This is a genomic window from Kocuria rhizophila DC2201, assembly GCF_000010285.1.
Taxonomy (GTDB): Bacteria; Actinomycetota; Actinomycetes; order Actinomycetales; family Micrococcaceae; genus Kocuria; species Kocuria rhizophila_A.
Genome location: NC_010617.1, coordinates 112,289 through 128,440, shown reverse-complemented (window position 1 = coordinate 128,440; position 16,152 = coordinate 112,289). Strand labels below are relative to the sequence as shown.

At 72.3% G+C, this 16,152-nt stretch carries 15 protein-coding genes; 6 read left to right on the top strand and 9 right to left on the bottom strand.

The window, feature by feature from the left end; genetic code table 11:
• Positions 1 to 79: 79 nt before the first annotated feature.
• From KRH_RS00550 to KRH_RS00535, 4 genes are all read right to left on the bottom strand, one after another.
• Positions 80 to 505: a hypothetical protein gene (locus KRH_RS00550; RefSeq protein WP_012397191.1), complete on the bottom strand. Its 426-nt coding sequence runs from the start codon at positions 503 to 505 to the stop codon at positions 80 to 82.
• Positions 506 to 584: 79 nt separating this feature from the next.
• A complete protein-coding gene (locus KRH_RS00545; protein ID WP_224764898.1) occupies positions 585 to 1,226 on the bottom strand; it encodes a hypothetical protein in 642 nt (213 codons plus the stop codon).
• A gap of 39 nt (positions 1,227 to 1,265) precedes the next feature.
• A complete protein-coding gene (locus tag KRH_RS00540) occupies positions 1,266 to 3,023 on the bottom strand; it encodes a PLP-dependent aminotransferase family protein (protein WP_012397189.1) in 1,758 nt (585 codons plus the stop codon).
• Entirely contained in the window at positions 3,020 to 4,192 is a 1,173-nt protein-coding gene (locus KRH_RS00535) for an ATP-binding protein (RefSeq protein WP_012397188.1), read from the bottom strand. The genes KRH_RS00540 and KRH_RS00535 overlap by 4 nt, the downstream gene beginning before the upstream one ends.
• Positions 4,193 to 4,344: 152 nt before the next feature.
• On the opposite strand from KRH_RS00535, the gene pdxS reads away from it, so the two are divergent.
• The 6 genes from pdxS (at position 4,345) to KRH_RS00505 (ending at position 9,513) form a co-directional block, all read left to right on the top strand.
• Complete coding sequence (gene pdxS, locus KRH_RS00530) at positions 4,345 to 5,274, top strand: pyridoxal 5'-phosphate synthase lyase subunit PdxS (RefSeq protein ID WP_012397187.1); 930 nt, start codon at positions 4,345 to 4,347, stop codon at positions 5,272 to 5,274.
• Positions 5,271 to 5,957: a pyridoxal 5'-phosphate synthase glutaminase subunit PdxT gene (gene pdxT / locus KRH_RS00525; RefSeq protein ID WP_012397186.1), complete on the top strand. Its 687-nt coding sequence runs from the start codon at positions 5,271 to 5,273 to the stop codon at positions 5,955 to 5,957. The genes pdxS and pdxT overlap by 4 nt, the downstream gene beginning before the upstream one ends.
• A 179-nt stretch (positions 5,958 to 6,136) precedes the next feature.
• Entirely contained in the window at positions 6,137 to 7,270 is a 1,134-nt protein-coding gene (locus KRH_RS00520; RefSeq protein ID WP_012397185.1) for a trans-sulfuration enzyme family protein, read from the top strand.
• Positions 7,271 to 7,284: 14 nt separating this feature from the next.
• Positions 7,285 to 8,112: an amino acid ABC transporter substrate-binding protein gene (locus tag KRH_RS00515; RefSeq protein WP_041297248.1), complete on the top strand. Its 828-nt coding sequence runs from the start codon at positions 7,285 to 7,287 to the stop codon at positions 8,110 to 8,112.
• Positions 8,109 to 8,783, top strand: a complete 675-nt coding sequence (locus tag KRH_RS00510; RefSeq protein ID WP_012397183.1) for an amino acid ABC transporter permease — start codon at positions 8,109 to 8,111, stop codon at positions 8,781 to 8,783. The genes KRH_RS00515 and KRH_RS00510 overlap by 4 nt, the downstream gene beginning before the upstream one ends.
• Positions 8,776 to 9,513 carry an amino acid ABC transporter ATP-binding protein gene (locus tag KRH_RS00505; protein ID WP_012397182.1) on the top strand — a complete coding sequence of 246 codons (738 nt, stop codon included), beginning with the start codon at positions 8,776 to 8,778 and terminating at the stop codon, positions 9,511 to 9,513. The genes KRH_RS00510 and KRH_RS00505 overlap by 8 nt, the downstream gene beginning before the upstream one ends.
• Positions 9,514 to 9,646: 133 nt before the next feature.
• Here the strand turns inward: KRH_RS00505 and KRH_RS00500 are convergent, their stop codons facing one another.
• From KRH_RS00500 to KRH_RS00480, 5 genes are all read right to left on the bottom strand, one after another.
• Positions 9,647 to 10,612, bottom strand: coding sequence for a TPM domain-containing protein (locus KRH_RS00500; RefSeq protein WP_012397181.1), 966 nt, complete (start codon positions 10,610 to 10,612; stop codon positions 9,647 to 9,649).
• 312 nt (positions 10,613 to 10,924) lie between these two features.
• Positions 10,925 to 11,815, bottom strand: coding sequence for a universal stress protein (locus KRH_RS00495; RefSeq protein ID WP_012397180.1), 891 nt, complete (start codon positions 11,813 to 11,815; stop codon positions 10,925 to 10,927).
• 51 nt (positions 11,816 to 11,866) lie between these two features.
• Entirely contained in the window at positions 11,867 to 12,856 is a 990-nt protein-coding gene (locus KRH_RS00490) for a universal stress protein (RefSeq protein ID WP_012397179.1), read from the bottom strand.
• Between the two features lie 184 nt (positions 12,857 to 13,040).
• Complete coding sequence (locus KRH_RS00485; protein ID WP_226905791.1) at positions 13,041 to 14,336, bottom strand: MATE family efflux transporter; 1,296 nt, start codon at positions 14,334 to 14,336, stop codon at positions 13,041 to 13,043.
• A gap of 383 nt (positions 14,337 to 14,719) precedes the next feature.
• Entirely contained in the window at positions 14,720 to 16,000 is a 1,281-nt protein-coding gene (locus KRH_RS00480) for an MFS transporter (protein ID WP_012397177.1), read from the bottom strand.
• Between the last annotated feature and the right edge of the window lie 152 nt (positions 16,001 to 16,152).

The window sequence follows — 16,152 nt, the reverse complement described above, 5'->3', positions numbered from 1 at the left end:
GGGGCGGTGTGCCACAAACGGCTCCGCCCCGGGGACCAGAAGTCACCGGGGCGGAGCCGTCAAGAGATCGGTGAACGGATCAGCGGGCGCTCGAGCCCGGCTCCTCACCCTGGGTGTCCGGGTGGACGCGCTGGCCGAACTCGGGCTCGTCCGAGGCCGTGGACGCGGTGCCGCCCTGTTCGGCGCGGCGGGCGCGCTCGGCCTCGCGGCGGGCCTTGTTCTCCGCGAAGAGCTTGGCGGAGGAACGGTTCACGCCGGTGCCCTGGCCGAGCTCCTCGGCGTTGGGCTTCTCGATCAGCATGAGGGTGGCGCACACCACCACGGAGGCGATGAACGTGATGCCCGCGGCAATCAGCCCGAGGCCCACGCGCGCGGCGTTGTCCGAACCGCCGGCGGCCACCACGGACACGATCACGAACGCCACGACCGCGAGCACCGCCGAGATGACCAGGGGCCCCTTGATGTCGGTCTTGCGCCGGCCGTTGTGCTCAGTGCGCTGGGCCACGTGATTCCTCCTGGCAGTGCTGGGGATGTGCGTCGGGGGCGGCTTCCCGCCCGTCGGTTCAAGGGGTCAGTCTACGCCGTCAGGCCTCGCGGGCCGGGCCCGAGGCGGGGCCGTCCGCCACCCGCGCGTCGTGGCGCAGGCTCAGCGCGGCGATCAGCTGGGTCACGCCGATCAGGATGGCGGCACCGCCCACCACCCCGAGCTCGGCCTTGGCGCCGAGGGTCTCCACGAGCACCATGCCCATGGCCGCGAACACGGTGATGGCCCCGCACAGGGTCCAGTCCCGCCCCAGCGGGAACTGCCCGCGGAAGCGCATGCCGAGTACGAGTTCCGTGATCCCGCACAGCACCAGGATCACCGATGAGAGCAGCACGAACAGCCAGTTGCTCTGGGCCACCACCGCGGTGAGCACACCGCCCAGGACGTACAGCACGCCGTAGGACTGCGGGATGGACCGGCTGGCACCGAGGTCCACGTCCTCGCGGCGGTTCAGGCGCACCTGCAGGAAGATCGCGGACGCCCCGGTCCCCACCAGGAAGAACGCCATGACCCAGCGCCCAGCCTCGAGCGACGGCTCCTGCCAGAACACGGTCACCGCCGCGAACACGAGGGCCACCGCCGCGCGCACCAGCGTGGGCGCCCAGAGGTCGTGGCGCACATCGGTTCCCCGGGCAGCGCCGCGGTCTTGGCCGCCGTGCGGTGCGGAAATCTGTGGGGGCACGCGGAAACTCCTGAATTCTCCGAGGGTGTTTCGGTCAGTCTAGCGAGCGCCCCTGGTGGGTTCCCCGGCATCCGGAGCGCCGCCGGCCGCAGCGCCGCCCAGCACCTCCCGCAGCACACCCGCGCCTCGCGCGAGATCCTCGTCCCGTGCGGTCAGCCCCAGCACCAGCCCGCCCCCGGACGACGACGCCGCTCCGCCCGGCTCCCCGCGCGTCGCACCTGCACCTCCCGCGTGCGGTGCGGCCCGGCCCGCTCCTGCCCGATCCGTCCCGGAGCGCACCGCGGTGCACTCCCGGGCTGCTGCTCCGGTCCCGCCCGTCCCTGCCTCGTCGGTCCCCGAGAGCACGGCCGTCCACGTCCGGGCCTCGCCACGCCCCCGCGCCGGATACCCTGCGCCCGCGGCCCAGTAGTCCCCGAGACCGCTCACCAGCACACCCCGTTCACGGGCCCGGGCCACCGCGGCGTCCTCGTCCGGCACCTCGACCACCGCGTGGGCGCCGCCGGCCATGGGCACCACGAGCACCCCGGGGAGGTCCGCGAGCGCGTCCGAGACGAGCGAGCGGCGTCGTCGGAAGGAGCGGCGCATGCGCGCGGTGTGGCGCTGGAACTCGCCGGTGTCCATGAACCGGGCGATCGCGTCCTGCGCCACGCGGGACACGGGCGAGCCCAGGTCCTCCCGCGCGCGGATCAGCTCCGGCAGCAGCGGGTCCGGAGCCACCAGGTGACCCACCCCCACAGAGCTGCCGAGCACCTTGGCGAAGCTGCCGAGCGTGACCACGGTGTCCCGCGCGGTGTCCAGGGCCCCGAGGGCGGGCAGGGGCTGGCCGGTGTGGCGCAGCTCGGAGTCGTAGTCGTCCTCGATGACCACCGCGCCGTGCTCGCGCGCCCAGGACAACAGCTCGGCGCGGCGGCTCACCGGCATGGTGCCGCCCAACGGGTACTGGTGACCCGGGGTGAGCACCAGGACGTCCGGGGGTGCGCTCACGTCCCAGCGGCTCACACCACCCCAGCGTCCGGTGGGCAGGGCGGCGGGGTCCAGACCGTGGTGGTCCACGGCCACGGTCAGGGCGGTGTGCCCGGTGGCCTCCACCACCCGGCGCAGCGCGGGGTAGCCGGGGTTCTCCACGGCCACCCGCAGGGTGCGACGCCGCGCGAGACCGAGCACGCGCAGCACCAGCTGCAGCCCGTCCCGGACCCCGGCCGTGACCAGTACGTCCTCCGGGGCGCGCACGATGCCGCGGCTGAGGCGCAGGTACGCCGAGAGGTGCTCCTGGAGGGACGCTCCCGGCGTCTCCCCCCGAGCGGTCGCGCCCGCGGCGTCCCGCCACGCGCCGCGCCACGCGGGGGTGTCCAGGGCGGTGACGGAGCCCGTGCCCGGGCGCAGGTCGAGGACCCGATCCGTGGGGCTCACGCTCGGGCGCGGGACCCCTGGTGGCGTGGCGGCAGAACCGGGATGCCGCTCGGCGCCCGGGCGCGCGGACCGCGTCGCGCGAACCGGGGGCGTCGTCGTGGCCGGTGCGAGCTCCCGGTCCAGGTGCAGGGACGGCGTGATCCGCGTGGCGCCGCGGTCCGCCACGAGGTAGCCCTCCCCCGTGAGGACGTCCCACGCCGCGGTCACGGTGCCGCGGGAGGTGCCCAGGCGGGCCGCGAGCGCCCGGGAGGAGGGCAGCGGATCCCCCGGGCGGAGCACGCCGCGCGCCACGAGGTCACGGACCTGACGCACCAGCTGCTCACCCAGGGGCACCCCGGAGGTGCGGTCCACGGCGAGGGGCAGGTCGATGTCCCGGGGGTGCCTCATGCCCCGAACTGCCGAGCGATGTATCCGGCCATACCAGGCACCGTGAAGGTCACCTTCCCGTGCTCAGGGGCGTAGATCATGCCCTTGTGGAGCAGCTGCGCGCGGGTGGGACCGAGCGTGCTCGTGGTGACACCGAGGCGTGCCGCCAACTCACCGGTTCTCGACGGCCCGTCGCCATCCTGTGCCATGGCGCTCATGTACTGACGCTCCCTGCCAGTGGCCCGCCCCCACCGTGCGGGGAAGAACCCGGCGTCCAGCTGCGCCCATCCCCGCTGGATGGCCAGCTCCGCATCCTCAGCGGTGAAAGGGGTGGACGGGGCGACCTCCCACACGGCCTGGCCGAACTCCTGGATGAAGTAGGGATAGCCGCCCGTGGCGGAGACGAGCGCATCGAGCGCATCGGGCTCGAATGCTGCACCGACCTCCTTCGCGGGCCTGGAGAGGGCATGACCCGCCGCCTCTCGGTTCAGCGGTCCGATGCTCCGGTAGTCGAAGAGGCGCTCTGCGCAGCTGCGTGCGGCACTGAGGGTCGCGGGCAAGGTGGGCAGTCCCGCGCAGATGAGGTAGAACGGCCAGTCCCGCTGCCCGGCGATGTGCTGCACCGTGATGATGGCACTCATCAGATCCGGATCCAGGTCCTGCATCTCGTCGACGAACAGGCCGAAGGCACTGTGCTCAGCCGCGAGGGGTTCGCTGAGGTCCGCCACGAGTTCTTCCAGGTCCACGTCCAGACGCCCGGAACCGGCCCGCCCGCCCGTCAGATCCACCCCTGCGGACACCCCACCGGGGCCCACCGAGACGCTGAAGGACTGGATGGTGGACAGGGCTTCCGCGAAGCGGGGTCCCGGGTGACGCCCGTGGTGCCGCCGGGCGGCGACGATGAGCTCACGGGCGAGCCTGTCCCGGACTCCCTCCCGGCCCCGCCCCTCCGGACGACCCTCCAACTGGACCGTGAGCCAGCCGTGGTGGTCTGCCTGGGCCCGGAGAACGTTCAGGAGCACGGTCTTGCCCACACCGCGCAGCCCGGTGAGGACCATTCCCCGGTTGGGGCGGCGCAGCTTGGTACGGGCGATCATGAGGTCGAAGGCCTCGACGTCCGCCGCGCGGCCGCTGAGGACTTTCGGGCGCAGGCCCGAGCCGGGGCTGTAGGGATTGGCAGCGAGGTCCATGCAGGAAATTCTATGCGGATATAGCAAATTTCATATACCCGCCACTATTTCCCTCGTTATCGCACCACCACCGCCCCACGGCATCTGGACCAGCCATTTCCCTCAATTATGGCCCTGGCACTGGACCACTTCCGCGCGTCAGCATGGACCCCATGACTGAGACTTCCCAGACCTCCGCCCAGAACGCCACCCCCGTGACCGGCTCGCGCCTCGTGAAGCGCGGTCTCGCAGACATGCTCAAGGGCGGCGTGATCATGGACGTGGTCACCGCGGAGCAGGCACGGATCGCCGAGGACGCCGGTGCCGTGGCCGTCATGGCACTGGAACGTGTGCCCGCGGACATCCGCTCCCAGGGCGGCGTGGCCCGGATGAGCGATCCGGACCTCATCGAGTCCATCATCGACACCGTCTCCATCCCCGTGATGGCCAAGGCGCGGATCGGGCACTTCGTGGAGGCGCAGGTGCTGCAGCACCTCAAGGTGGACTACATCGACGAGTCCGAGGTGCTCTCCCCCGCGGACTACGCCAACCACATCGACAAGCACCGCTTCGACGTCCCGTTCGTGTGCGGCGCCACCAACCTGGGCGAGGCGCTGCGCCGGATCACCGAGGGCGCGGCCATGATCCGCTCCAAGGGCGAGGCCGGCACGGGTGACGTCTCCGAGGCCACCAAGCACATCCGCACCATCCGCGCGCAGATCGCGGAGCTGCAGGCGCTCTACACCGCCGCCCCGGACGCCCTGTACGTCAAGGCCAAGGAGCTGCAGGCACCCTACGAACTCGTGGCCGAGGTGGCCCGCACCGGGTCCCTGCCGGTCGTGATGTTCACCGCCGGCGGCGTGGCCACCCCCGCGGACGCCGCAATGATGATGCAGCTGGGCGCGGACGGCGTGTTCGTGGGCTCGGGCATCTTCAAGTCCGGCAACCCCGCCGAGCGCGCCCGCGCCATCGTGGCCGCGACCGCCTACTACGACGACCCCGCCCGCATCGCGGACGCCTCCCGCGGCCTCGGCGAGGCCATGGTGGGCATCAACGTGGCGGACCTGCCCGCACCGCACCGCCTCGCGGAGCGCGGTTGGTGAGCGGGTCCCCCTCGCAGCACCACCCCCACGACGACGCCGCCCTGCCGGGCCCGAGCGCCCGCCCCACTGTGGGCGTGCTCGCCCTGCAGGGCGGCGTCGTGGAGCACGTGCGCGCGGTGGAGTCCCTGGGCGCCCGCGCCGTGAAAGTGCGCTCCGCCGATGACCTCGTGGACCCGGACGGCGTCCCCCGCATCGACGCGCTGATCCTGCCCGGCGGGGAGTCCTCCACGGTGGACCGGCTGTGCCGTACGTTCGGACTGTTCGACTCCTTGCAACGGGTGGTCCGCGGAGGCCTGCCCACGCTCGGCACGTGCGCCGGGCTCATCATGCTCTCCTCCGAGATCGAGGATCCGGCCCCCGGCCAGCAGTCCCTCGGGGTGCTGGCCGTGAGCGTGAACCGCAACGCGTTCGGTTCACAGGTGGCCTCTGCGGAGGTGGAGCTGGCGTGGGAGGGCCCAGCGAGCGACGTCGTGGCGCCCGGTGACGTGGTGCGCGCGGCCTTCATCCGCGCCCCCGAGGTGACCCGTGCGGGCGACGGCGTGGAGGTTCTCGCGCGCCACCGGGGTGCGGTGGTGGCGGTGCGCCAGGGCAGCGTGCTGGGCATCAGCTTCCACCCGGAGCTCACGGGGGACACCACCCTGCACCGGATGCTGCTGAAGCAGGTGGCCGCCCGCCGGGGGTGAGCACGGTCGGGGTGAGCGCCCAGACGAACTCGGGCAGGGCGCAGGACCCCCCCCCCCCGACCAGCACCGGGACGGGAAACCCCGGTGCGCCACATCACGACTTCCGGCGCAACAGACTCGCACCGGCGCGCCGATCCGTGTAGACCTGGCCTCTCTGACTACTCACGACGGAGGAACTCTTGGCCGGCTTCACCACACGCACCATCCACGCGCTGCACGACGTCGCCCTGGGTGCCGTGGTGCCCCCGATCCACACCGCCTCCACGTTCCTGCAGCCCACCGAGGGCGGCGAGGGTCCCTTCGAGTACCAGCGCGGGTCGAACCCCACGCGCACCGATGCCGAGACCACCCTGGCGGCGCTCGAGGGCGCCCGGCACTCCTTCGCGTTCGCCACCGGCATGGCTGCCACCGGGGCCGTGCTCGGCACCCTGCACGCCGGTGACTCGGTGATCATGGGCCTGCCCGTCTACGGCGGCAACTACCGGTGGGCCACCATTGAGCTGCCCAAGCGCGGGATCACCACGCACTTCCACGACGACCTCAACCGGCTCTCGGACGAGGACTTCGACGAGAGCACGCGCATCGTGTTCCTCGAGACGCCGTCCAACCCCACGCTGCGCGTGACCGACATCCGACGTGTCGTCGAGCTTGCCCACCGCCACGGCGCCATGGTGGTCGTGGACAACACGTTCCTCACCCCGTACCTGCAGCGCCCGCTGGAGCTGGGCGCGGACGTCACCGTGCAGTCCGCCACCAAGTACCTCGGCGGCCACGGGGACCTGCTGGGCGGCGTGGTCAGCACCAACGACAACGAGATGGCCCAGCAGGTGCACCTGGCACAGATGGTCTCGGGCGGGGTGCTCTCCCCCATCGACTCCTACCGCCTGATCCAGTCCGTGAAGACCCTCGGCATCCGCCTGGACCGCCAGCAGGAGAACGCCCATCGGATCGTAGAGTTCCTGCGCGGCCGGGACGAGGTGGCGCGAGTCCTCGTCCCCGGATCCTTCGACGAGGAGGAGGCCCGGATCCAGGAGGCCCAGGCGGACGGGCTCGGGGGGCTGTTCTCCTTCGAGCTCCTCCCGGGCAAGGACGTCCGGGCGTTCCTCGGCCGCCTGGAGATCTTCGGCTTCGCAGTGAGCCTGGGCGGCATCGAGTCTCTGATCTGCCTCCCCGCATCCATGACCCACGGGGCATACTCACCTGAGGACCGCGAGCTGGCGCACCTGAGCGAGAACCTGCTGCGCGTGGCCGTGGGCATCGAGGACGTCGAGGACCTCATCGCGGACCTCGCCCAGGCCCTCGACGCGGCCTGAGAGGGGAACCCACCGTGGACTCACGTCGAGCATCCCGCCGGGCCGTGCTCAGCGGCACCGGCCTGGCGGGGCTGGTTGCCGTGCTGGCCGCCTGCTCACCGGGCGGCGGCTCCGAGGACTCGGGTGCCTCCGAGGACCTGCTGGCCAGGATCCAGCGCACCGGTGAGGTGCGCATCGGGATGGAGGGCACGTTCCGCCCGTACGGCTACCATGACGACTCCGGCGCCCTGGTGGGCTATGAAAAGGAGATCGGGGACCTGATCGCCAAGGACCTCGGGGTGCGCGCCACCTACGTTGAGACCCAGTGGGACTCGCTGATCGCGGGGGTGGACGCGGGCCGCTACGACCTTGTCATGAACAACATCGCACCCACGGCCGAGCGCAGGGAGAACTTCGACTTCTCCATCCCCTACGCGATCTCCCAGGGCCGCGCCGGGGTCGCCCAGGACTCCCCGCTGACGTCCGTTGACGAGATCTCCGGGCACACCTCCGCCCAGACCGAGACCTCCAACTTCGGCAAGAGCATGGCCGCCCTGGGGGCCCAGCTGGTGCCCACCACGGGGTTCGACGAGGCCATCATGCTCGTGACCTTCGGGCGCGTGGAGATGACCGCCAACGATTTCGTGACGTTCCAGGCGTTCTTCGAGCAGCGCCCTGACGCCAGGATCCGTCTCCTGGACGGCCAGGTGGGAGACGCCTCGGAGTCCGCGGTGCTCATGGCCCGCAACCAGCCACGGCTGCGAGCCGCCGTGGACAAGTCCCTGACCACCCACATGGACAACGGCGATCTGGCCAAGATCTTCGAGAAATACGTGTCCACCGACCTCACCCCGGAGTCATGACCGATTTCCTGAGCCTTTGGGCCGATTCCCTTCCGCAGCTGCTGCTGGCCACCGTCAAGGTGACCATCCCGCTGAGCATCATCGCCTTCGTCCTCGCCCTGGTGGTGGCGGTACTCGCCACCGCCATGCGCCTGAGCGGCATCCGCCCCCTGCAGTGGATCTCCCGCTTCTACGTGTGGCTGTTCCGCGGCACCCCGATCCTGGTGCAGCTGTTCATCATCTTCTACGGGCTGCCCGCCGCCGGCATCACGCTCTCCGCGTGGACCTCCGCGATCCTCGCGTTCACCCTGAACACGGGGGCCTACGCGGCCGAGACCCTGCGGGCCTCCGTGCAGTCCATCCCCCGGGGCCAGCTCGAAGCCGCCCGGACGCTGAACTACACGGGCTGGCAGACGGTGCGCCACGTCGTCGCGCCCCAGGCCCTGCGGATCGCGCTGCCTCCCCTGGGCAACGACCTCATCGACCTGGTCAAGGGCACCTCCCTGGTCATGGTCATCACCCTGGCGGACGTGTTCCAGGTGGGCCGTCAGATCGCCGCGACCAACTTCCAGCCCCTCGCGCTCTACGCGGAGGTGGCTGTGATCTACCTGGCGATCTTCACTGTCCTCTCGCTGCTGCAGTCCCGCCTCGAACGGGTGTCCAACCGCTACATCAGGAGTTCCCATGCTTGAGCTGACAGACGTCTCCAAGAGCTTCGGGGACACCACCGTCCTGCGGGGGATCACCCTGGCGCTGCCCAACGGGGAGACCACCGTGATCCTCGGGCCGTCAGGCTCCGGGAAGTCCACCCTGCTGCGCACCATGAACCTGCTCGAGGTCCCCGAGTCCGGGCGCCTGGACATCAACGGGGACTCCGTGACCTTCGGTGCGCAGCTGACCCGCAGGCAGATCTCCGCGATTCGCCGCCGCTCCGCCATGGTCTTCCAGAGCTACAACCTCTTCCCGCACGAGACGGTGCTGGACAACGTGGCCATGCCCCCGGCACTGAACGGCAAGGCGGACCGCGCCACGGCCCGGGCTCGCGCAGTGGAGCTGCTGGAGTCCGTGGGAATGGGCCACCGGTTGGAGGAGTACCCGGACAACCTCTCCGGCGGGCAGCAGCAGCGCGTGGCGATCGCCAGGGCCCTGGCCGTGGAGCCGGACTACCTGCTCTTCGACGAGCCCACCTCCGCCCTGGACCCCGAGCTGGAGGCCGAGGTCATCAGGGTCATGGTGGACCTGGCCCGCGAGCGCCGCTCCCTGGTGGTGGTCACGCACAACATCGGCTTCGCCCGCCGGGTCGCGGACCGCATCGTCTTCCTCGCGGACGGCGGGATCGGCTTCGACGGCACCCCGGAGGACTTCTTCGCCTCGGACAACGAGCGGATCCAGCGCTACCTCAACGTCTTCGACGCCGTCTGAGCACGTTCTCGCCTGCCGTCCCGTGCGAGCACCACGGAGCACGACGACGCCGCCCGGCACTCGCCCGGGCCACCGCGCCCCCGCGGGCGGCAGCGCAGCGGCGTCGTTCCCCGGCGGGCCGAACGGGCCGCGCTCAGAAGCTGCCGGACGCACCGCCGCCGGTGAAGCCCCCGCCGCCGCCGAACGAGCTGGACGCCCCGCCGCCGTAGTTGGACCCCGAGGCGCCGGGCGTGTGCGCCGTGCCGTTGTACACGGACGGGTACATCGCGTACAGCGGCAGCCAGGCGCGGAACGAGGGCGCGTACTGGACCTCGCGCTCCACGCCGCTCTTGTCCTTGACCCGGCGGGGTTTCTGGTTCAGACCGGGCGCCTTCCGGTTCTGCTGCCGGTAGCGGTAGTAGGCCCGGCGCATGCCCTCCGTGACCTTCTCCTCGGGGTGCTCGCGCTGGAACTGCTCGATCTCCCGGTCCGCCTGCGCCCGGATCCGCTTGTTCCGGCGCGCGCCCACACCGAAGGCCGTGGCCACGGCCGCCACGGCGCCCCCGACGACCAGCAGCACGATGCCCAGGACCGTCTTGCTGTCCGCGTCGCGCTGCGCGGCGGCCTCCGGGGTGGCCTGGTCGTAGACCTCGGTGAGGGTGTCCGTGAACGCCCCGGCATAGTCCTCGTCCTTGAACCCCGGTTCGAGCTGGTCCTTCATGATGTCCTCGGCGTCCGCGTCGGAGAGCACCTCGCGGGCACCGTCCGCCACCTCGATGCGCAGCTTGCGGTCCCCCATGTCCGCGACCACCAGCACGCCGTTGTTGCGGCCGTCCTCCCCCACGCCCCAGTCCGTGGCCATCCGCCGGGAGAACTCCTCGATGTCCTCGCCGCGGGTGTCGTTGACGGTGAGCACGGCGGCGCGGATGTACTCGTTGTCCTTGTTCCGGTCCCCGATCAGCCGGTTGAGAGCGGCCTCCTGCTGGGTGGTGAGCAGGTCCGCCTGGTCCTGCACGGCGCCCTCGGTCGGCCGGGGCGGGAGGTCCACGGCGTGTGCGGGGGCGGCGCTGCCCAGCAGCAGCACGGCGCCGACCGCGGCGGTGGCCAGGGTGCGCCCCACCGGGGCGGTTCTCGTTTCTCGGCCGTGCACGGGTCCTCCAGGTTCTCGACGTCCGGCGCCTCGCGCCGTCTCCTGCCCCCCAGGTTACGTGCGCGGGACGGCATGCACCGCGCCGGTGCCCCGTGAGTCGTGGCCGCACCGCCCTGCGGTTCCGGCACCTGGGCGGGGACGACGCCGCCCGGCAGGGTTCTCGGATCATCGTCCGGGCCGCGGGGTCCGGGCGCTCCGGATCTCCCCCGGAACACGGCCGCGGGCCGGCACCCCGGGGAGGGGAACCGGCCCGCGCAACCCAGCCGTACGGCGTCGTGACCGTCAGCTGCGGGCGGTGGGGACCACCATCACGGGCGACTCGGTGTCCGCGAGGACCGCCTGGGAGACCGAGCCCATGAGCAGCCCGCGGAAGCCGCCGTAGCCGCGGGTGCCCACGACCAGCAGGTCCGCGGTGCGCGAGGCGTCCACGAGGGCGTCCGCGGGGCGGCCGTCGAGCACGCGGGTGACGATCTGCAGGTCCGGGAAGTCACCGCGCAGCTCCTGGGCCACGGACTCCGTGAGCTCCTTGGCCGGGGCCTTCAGCTGCTCCTGGACGGCACGGTCCAGCTCGTAGGAGTTCATGGGCAGGTAGCTGGTGGTGGGGACCACGCTCACCACCGCGAGCGTGAGGCCGTGCTCCGCGGCGTAGCGGGCGGCCAGCGGAACCGCCTGGTTCTTGGCGCCGAGCTTGTCCACACCCACCACCACGCAGCCCGCGAAGGTCTCACCCTCCGGACGGGACTCCCGCTCGTCGGGGTTCCAGCTCTCCGGGAGGATCACCACGGGCACCTGCGAGTGGGAGGCCACGGCCGCGGAGACCGAACCCACCCGGCCGCGCACCCCGTGGTGGCCTCGCTTGCCCATGACCACCATGGCGGCGTCCTGCGCCTCGTAGACGATCACCCCGGCGGCGTCGCCGCGCTCGATGATGCACTGCGCCGTGACCCCGGCGGTCTTGGCCGTCTCCACCGCGTGCTTGGCCAGCTTCTCCGACTCCTCCTGCAGGGCCTCCGCGAAGACCCCGTAGAGGGACTGGTCCAGCCCGGTCTGGCGCCCCGTGGAGAGCACGATCTTCACCGGCAGCTGCCGCTGCTGCGATTCCGCGATCGCCCAGTCCAGGGCGCGCTCACTGTGGTCGGAGCCGTCGTACGCCACCACGATGTTCTGTGTCATGTCTGTGCACCTGCTTGTCTCGGTTGGAGGATGGGGGTGTTCGGGGCGGGCTCAGTGCTTGGTGGGGACCACCATCACGGGCCCGGCGGCGCCGGCCAGCACGGCCTGGGAGACGGAGCCCAGCAGCAGGCCCGTGAAGCCGCCCACGCCGCGGGAGCCCACCACCACGAGGTCCGCGGTGCGGGTGGCCTGCACGAGCACGCGGCCGGGGCGGCCCAGGAAGGCGTAGTCCGTGACCTCCACACCCGGTTCCCGCTCCGCGATGCTGCGGGCCAGCGCCGAGAGCTTCTTGAGGGACTCCTCGAAGTAGTAGGTCTGGTTGTACTGGTCCTGGAACCACTCGGGGGTCCCGGACAGGGCGCCGTTCACGGACACCAGGCTGAGCCCCAGCCCATGGGCCGCGGCGTACTCGATGGCCTGGGCCACCGCGGGGTTCTCGTCCCCGGCGGCGTCCACGCCCACCACCACGGTGCCGGAGAAGTCCGTCTCGGACGCGGGCACGCGCTGCGTGTCCTGCCGTTCGGTGAGCTGGACGTCCTGCGCCTCCTGGGCCTGGGATGCGGCCTGCTCCCGGTCCGAGGAGTCCTGGTGCTCACCGGGCGGGACCACGATCACGGGCACCGGGCAGTGGGCGGCCACGGCGTTGGACACGGAGCCGATCCGTCCGCGCAGGGCACCCCCGCGGCCGCGCTTGCCCAGCACCACCAGGCTGCAGTCCTTGGCGGCACGCAGCACCGAGCGGGCGGCGTCCCCCTCCGCGGAGATGGTGTCGATCGGGACCTGCGGGTCCTGCTGGCGGGCGTGCTCCACGGCGGCCAGGAGGTTCTTCTCGCACTCCTGGCTGACGGCCTCCCGGTAGCGGGCCTCCAGGCCGGGCTCCCCCACGATGGCCACGGGGTAGGCGCCGATCAGCCGGACGGGAACGTTGCGGGCGCTGGCCTCGGCGAGGGCGCGGTCGAGGGCCCTGAGGGCGATCTCGGAGCCGTCGATGCCCACGAGGACGGGAGCGGTGGACGAGGTGCTGCGAACGTCTTTGTTCATGCCTTAAGGATAGTCCCGTGAGCTGTGAACGGAAAGGTTCACCACGCGTCGTACCGGTGCTCGCGGGCCCCGGTGCACGACGCCGCCCGGCCCGGTGCCGCGCTCCCCGCAGCGGCACGCCGCGGCAGGTCCCGGGGCGCTTCACGCAGCTGCCGCGGGGCTGGAGAGCGGTGCCGCCCCGGCCTCACGCCATGGCGAACATCCACCGCGAGCCGCGGATCCGCCAGCCCAGGGTGGCCGCGCGGGCGCCCGTGTAGCCGCCGGCGTACGCGAGCCACAGCCACACCGCCCCGGCCGCCCCCGCGCCGCCCCACTGGGCCACGGCCCACAGCAGAGGGAGGTAGACCACCAGGTTCACGACCCCGGCCAGGGCCAGGTAGCGGGCGTCCCCGGCGCCGATCAGCACGCCGTCGAGCACGAACACGAACGCCGCGACCGGCTGCCCCACCGCGACCACCAGCAGGGAGACGCCGAACAGCGCCTGGACGTCCTGCGAGTCCGTGAACAGGAACCCCAGCCGCGGGCCCAGCACGCCCACCAGCAGGCCGGTGACCACGCCGAAGCCCAGCCCCCAGCGCAGCAGCCGACGCATGAGCAGCCGCACCGCGTCCCGGTCCTCCTGGCGGTCCAGGTTGCGGGCGCCCAGCTCCTTGCCGAGCAGCGCCTGCGCGGCGATCGCGAGGGCGTCCAGGGCGAAGGCCAGGAAGTTGAAGATGGTCATCGTCAGCTGGTACGCCGCGAGGTTCTCCGCGCCCTGGGCGGTGGCCACCACCACGGTGGAGAGGATCGCCACTCGCAGGGACAGGGTGCGCAGCATGAGCCACGAGCCCACGGTGAGGTGGCCTCGGATCCCGGCCCAGCCGGTCCGCACCGCCACGCCCTCAGCGCGGAACCGGCGCCCCAGCATCACCAGGTAGGTCAGGGCCATGCCCCACTGGGTGATGCTGGTGCCGATGGCGGCGCCCGCGACCCCCAGGTCCGCACCGTAGACGAGCGCGACGTTCAGCCCGGCGTTCACGGCCGCGCCCACACCGGCGACGACCAGCGGGGTGGTGGTGTCCTGCAGTCCGCGCAGCACCCCCACCGCAGCGAGCACCACGAGCATGGCCACCAGGCCGGGCAGGGACCACAGCGCGTACGATGTCGCGTGGTCCAGCACCTCCCCCTGCGCACCCATTGCGCGCAGCACCGGCGGCATCACCACCGCGCCCACGGCCGCCAGGAGGATGCCCAGCCCGGCGGCGGTCCACAGTCCGTCCCGGCCCACGCGCAGGGCGTCCGCCATCCGCCCGGCCCCGAGGTGTCGTGCCACCGCCGGTGTGGTGCTGTAGGCCAGGAACACCATGAGCCCCACCACGGTCTGCACCAGGGTGGAGGCGACCCCCACACCCGCGAGCTCCGCGGTGCCCAGGTGCCCGATGATCGCCGAGTCCGCGAGCAGGAACAGCGGCTCCGCGATCAGCGCCCCGAACGCGGGCACGGCGAGCGCAAGGATCTGCCGGTTCAGGCTCGGACCCCGGGAGGGGGCCGACGCCGCAGGGTCGCCCGGCGCGCCACGGCCACTCTTCGGCCCGGTGGCGGTCCGAGACGATGCGGGGTGGTCGTCAGAGGCCGGTGCGGGAGCATCGGAGACGGGCTGAGCGGGGTCGTCGGGCGTGGGCTGCTGCGCGGGGGAGGAGGGCACCGCTCCAGGGTAGGCGGGGTCCGTGGTCGGTGCCCACGGGGCGGCGCACCCGTGCGCCGTCGACCTGACGTCTGCGGACCCGCGGGAGCGGGCGCGCCTGCTCGGGTGACCGGGGCGGCGGTGCGGCGAGCCGCTCGGGCGGCCCGGGCGGCGTCGTCCCCCGCGAGGGTCCAGGACGGTCAGGGCTGGGGGTCGCGCGCGTCGTAGCGCAGGAAGCCGGGGAACACCCGCACCAGCAGGATGACGAGCACCAGGCACACCGCCGCTCCGCCGAGCGCGGCCCAGCCCGGGCCGAGCAGCTGGCCGCCGGCGCCCAGCACGGCGTCGCCCAGGCGGGGTCCTCCGGCGACGACCACGATGAAGATGCCCTGCAGCCGGCTGCGCAGGGCGTCCGGGGTGGCGGCCTGCAGGATGGTGGTGCGGAAGAGCATGGACACGGAGTCCATGACCCCGGCGGCCACGAGGGTCGCGCAGGCGAGCGCCAGAGGCCAGGCGGTGTCCGCCCCCGCGCCCCGGGAGGTGAGCAGCACCACCGCGCCGAACGCCATGATGCACACGGCCCAGCCCGCCACCGCGGCGGCGCATGCTTGGCCGTGATGGTTGATGCGTATGAATGTTCCTGAGAACACGCCCGCGATCACGGACCCCGCTGCCAGGGAGGCGGTGAGCAACCCGACCGTGAGCTGGTCCCCGCCCAGCACGGACGCCCCGAGCACGGGGAACAGGACGCGCGGCATCGCGAACACCATGGCGGCGATGTCCAGCAGGAAGGTCATGCGCAGGTTCGGGCGGGTGGCCAGGAAGCGGAAGCCCTCCACCACGGAGCGGAGCCCGGGCCTGGTGACCTCGCCGTCCCCCGGTTCGGGCGGCAGCGGCGGGAGCTTGTACATGGCCCACAGGCTCACCGCGAAGCTCAGCGCGTCCAGCGTGTACGCCCACGCGAAGCCCAGACCGGCCACCGTGAACGCGCCGAGCAGCGGCCCCACCATGAGGCATGAGCCCATGGTCAGCTGGAACAGCGCGTTGGCCGCGGGCAGCTGGCGGGCGGGCACCAGGCGGGGCACGATCGCGCCACGCACGGGCTGGCCAAGCCCCTGCGCGAAGGAGTGCAGGGACACGATCGCGTAGAGCACCCCCACGCTGCGGACGTCCAGCCACGCGTGGGCGGCGAGCGCCACGGTCATGGCGAACAGTCCCACGGTGGTCCACAGCCCGGCCAGCCGGCGGTCGTGGGCGTCCCCGATGGACCCGCCGTAGAGCCCAGCGACGATCAGCGGCACCAGGGCGAACACGCCCACCAGCCCCACCGCGAACGTGGAGTGCGTGAGCTCGAAGACCTCCAGGCTGATGGCGATCACCGTGAACTGGCTGCCCAGCATGGACAGCGTGGAGCCCGCCCACAGCCGGCGGAAGGCGGGGATCTCGCGCACGGGCGAGACGTCGAGGAGAAAGCGGGCCACGCACCGATCCTAGGGTGCGCGCACACCGCCCCGGCCCCGCACTGCGCACGCGCCCTCCGGCCCTGCCGTCGAGCACCGTCCACCGCGGCCCCGGTGCCCCGCGCGAGGTGCCTCGTGCGTGTCCGCCGCACCGCCTACGCTGAGAGCACCCC

Bases quoted from the DNA above. Each gene is read 5' to 3' on its own strand.
- pdxS (WP_012397187.1), top strand. From the start codon at position 4,345: ATGACTGAGACTTCCCAGACCTCCGCCCAGAACGCCACCCCCGTGACC.
- KRH_RS00540 (WP_012397189.1), bottom strand. From the start codon at position 3,023: ATGAGGCACCCCCGGGACATCGACCTGCCCCTCGCCGTGGACCGCACC.
- KRH_RS00505 (WP_012397182.1), top strand. From the start codon at position 8,776: ATGCTTGAGCTGACAGACGTCTCCAAGAGCTTCGGGGACACCACCGTC.
- KRH_RS00490 (WP_012397179.1), bottom strand. From the start codon at position 12,856: ATGAACAAAGACGTTCGCAGCACCTCGTCCACCGCTCCCGTCCTCGTG.
- KRH_RS00495 (WP_012397180.1), bottom strand. From the start codon at position 11,815: ATGACACAGAACATCGTGGTGGCGTACGACGGCTCCGACCACAGTGAG.
- KRH_RS00535 (WP_012397188.1), bottom strand. From the start codon at position 4,192: ATGGACCTCGCTGCCAATCCCTACAGCCCCGGCTCGGGCCTGCGCCCG.
- KRH_RS00510 (WP_012397183.1), top strand. From the start codon at position 8,109: ATGACCGATTTCCTGAGCCTTTGGGCCGATTCCCTTCCGCAGCTGCTG.